This is a genomic window from Alkalibacterium sp. s-m-28 (genome assembly GCF_054658175.1).
The window spans coordinates 1-3,111 of the sequence record NZ_BAAGIQ010000152.1; the positions used below are offsets into that span (position 1 = coordinate 1).

General features: G+C 37.5%; 3 protein-coding genes. 2 read left to right on the forward strand and 1 reads right to left on the reverse strand.

Going from position 1 to position 3,111, the window contains the following annotated elements; genetic code table 11:
• Together ACYQ4S_RS11430 and lpdA are read left to right on the forward strand one after the other, a co-directional pair.
• The coding region (locus ACYQ4S_RS11430; RefSeq protein ID WP_459771244.1) for an IS4 family transposase at window positions 1-725 on the forward strand (725 nt) is incomplete at its 5' end.
• A 102-nt stretch (window positions 726-827) separates the two neighbouring features.
• Window positions 828-2,519: a dihydrolipoyl dehydrogenase gene (lpdA, locus tag ACYQ4S_RS11435; RefSeq protein ID WP_459771245.1), complete on the forward strand. Its 1,692-nt coding sequence runs from the start codon at window positions 828-830 to the stop codon at window positions 2,517-2,519.
• 312 nt (window positions 2,520-2,831) lie between these two features.
• Here the strand turns inward: lpdA and ACYQ4S_RS11440 are convergent.
• Window positions 2,832-3,111: transposase (locus ACYQ4S_RS11440; RefSeq protein WP_459771247.1), on the reverse strand; the 280-nt coding region annotated here is incomplete at its 5' end.

The following is a 3,111-nucleotide window of genomic DNA, read 5'->3' on the forward strand; positions in this document are numbered from 1 at the left end:
ACAGCTGGTTCGCTTATCCTAAAACCATCAAACAAGTGGTCACTGATTATCCGCTTCAAGTCATCTGCATGCTTAAACCTACGCGTACAACGTACGGATACAATGGACAAAAGTATAACCTGAAAGATCTCTACAGAGTGCTCAAGAAAAAGCGTGGCCGTGCGAAAATTAAAGCATCTGTCGTTGTCAGCTTAGGATTGAACGATAATAATGAAGACATCCAGGCTAAGATAATATTTGTTCGGGACAATCGCAGAGGCAAGAAAAACTGGCTAGCTCTTCTGTCAACTGACGTTGACTTGCCAGATGAGGAAATCATTCGTTTATATGGAAAACGCTGGCAGATCGAGACCTTCTTCAAATACAGTAAATCTTACCTTAAGCTCTCCAATGAATTTTCTGCTCGTGATTATGACAATATGGTTGCCCATACTGCGGTTGTTTTTACCCGGTATATGATGTTCGCCTTAATATCCCGTGAAGAGAAGGATCCGCGCACCATCGGTGAGCTGTTTTATTTGTGCTGTGATGAAATGGAGAACATTCGATTCGCGCAATCGCTGTTTCTCGTAATGGCCTGTCTGAAAGAGACATTAATGAACGAGTTAGTACTATCTGAACAACATGTTCAAGACTTGTTAGATACCATCTTTGATAGTTTACCGGAACTCTTCAAGCCATTTTTAAAAGAAAATCAGCTGAATCAAATATCAAAAGCGGCATAATAATCGGTACCAAGTCAATGACACCAAGGGTCAAAGGCTATTTTTTAACTGCAAAACTTGAGTAATTAATTTTAGAAAATTACTTTTTAAGGAGAATTAGCAATGGAAATTTTAATGTCTGTAATTCCCGGTGGAAAAAAGGGTAAAGTTGGAGAAATTCACGTAACCATTGGTAGCAAAGTTTCTGAGGGCGACTCATTAGCGGAGGTCGAAACAAGTAAAGGAAACCGAACAATAACGGCCAATCAAGATGGTGTCATCAATCAAATTCACATTGAAGAAGGAAGTGAAGTTTCTTCTAAGCAAATATTATTTGAAATAGAGTCCATTCAAGAAAGTGACGAAAAGAATGATACAAGTGAACAAAAAGCGGATGGCGAACAACCTATAAACGAGGTGACAACGGACTTACTCATTATTGGCGCTGGACCAGGAGGATATGTGGCAGCTATTTATGCCGCTAAAAAAGGACTCGATGTCACACTTATTGAAAAAGAAGATACCTTAGGTGGAACTTGCTTAAATGTAGGATGTATTCCAACAAAAGCTCTTGTTAAATCGGCAGAGATTTGTGATAACGTGAAAAACAGTTCTTTATTTGGCATTGAATCAGATTCAGATCTAAAGATCAATATGAAACAAATCATTGATCGAAAAGATGAAGTCGTCAATCAATTAGTATCTGGGGTTTCATTTTTAATGGAGAAGAACAAGATTCGTGTCATTCAGGGAACAGCATCTTTTCTATCAGATAACAAAGTCATTGTAAATGGGAAGGATACATCCCATATTTCAGCAAAAGATACCATTATAGCTACAGGCTCTAAGATTTCTCATGTTAACATTCCTGGTGTTGAACTTCCTTTTGTGATGAACAGCACGGATGCACTGGCATTAACTGAATTGCCAAATAGCATAACCATTATTGGTGGCGGTGTAATTGGCATGGAATTTGCCTGTATTTATCGCAATCTCGGAGTAGAAGTTCATGTACTAGAATTTATGGATCATGTTCTTGATATCCTAGATGATGACTTATGCGAAGAAATCGAACGTCTATCCGAGCAAAAGGGCATTCATATTCATACACAAGCCAAAGTAACCAAAATTCAACAAGCTAATAATGGACAAGCAATTATAACCTACGAAACAGACGGTAAAGAACAACTTTTAGTTAGTGAAAAAGTGCTTGTTGCTATTGGCCGCGAACCAAATATTGATGGACTGAATCTCGAAGAAATAAAAATTCGTATGGACGAAGCTAGAAATGGGATTGCCGTTAATCAGAAGATGCAGACAAATATTAAAAATATCTATGCGATCGGTGATGTGACTAACATTATCCAACTTGCTCATGTCGCGTCACATCAAGGAATCCACGCTGTTAATAATATACTTGGTGAAGAGTCAGATATGGATTATTCAGCAGTTCCTAATGTCATCTTTACATCGCCAGAAATAGCTACCGTCGGTCTGCAAGAATACGAATGTAAAGATAAAAAACTAGATTATAGAGTAAGTAAGGTTTCATTTTCAAGTAACGGAAAGGCCTTAACGATGAATGAGTCTGATGGTTTTATTAAACTCATTAAAGACAACAAAACAAGTGAAATTATTGGAGGTTCTATCATTGGACCAGATGCCTCTTCTTTAATTAGTAGCCTTACGATTGCAATTACAAATGGACTTACCGAGCAACAAATTACAAAAACGATCTTTGCTCACCCGACTACCGCAGAGGTTATTCATGAAGCAGGGTTTGATTTAAATATTGGGGCACTACATGAAGCATAAGACCACCCTCACTACAACTAAAGTGAGGTTTTTTCTTCATCTCACATTTATCATCCTAGTATGAGTGAAGTAGGGGTTATTATATTCAACCTGCATTATTCATAACTTGATTTTTTTATAGGTACTTTCCCTGTAAAATGCCAAAAACAAATGACAGTCAGGACGATTTAATACTTATACCTAAATAAGTGTGGTTGCCCGCTAAATTCTCGTTTAAAATTACCCTTGTTTTTCCACTTTGCTTAAAAATGGACAGACTTATCCCGCAAGATGATCTTAGTTTTTTGAAATTATGAACGGCTATTAATTGGGTCACTCAATAAGCGGTATGCCTTGAATTTTTTTAAGAGTGAACCAAAATTGTTTTTTGTATAAACAACTGCTACACAATTTGAATGTGGTATAACGGGCTGTATTGACTACTTTACCTGCTATTTTGATCAGCTGGATTCTAACGGTTCCTACGGTGCTTTTACTCATACTTCTAGGTAAGCAGAGTCGGCGAAACCAATTCGCAAAATTGTAGGCGAGTAAGGCAATTTGTAGCTTTGTCGCATTTGTGTAAAAGTCAGGACTACTTAATTGGTCGAAC

Excerpts from the sequence above, each read along its gene's own strand:
- lpdA (WP_459771245.1), top strand. The coding sequence starts at position 828 with ATGGAAATTTTAATGTCTGTAATTCCCGGTGGAAAAAAGGGTAAAGTT.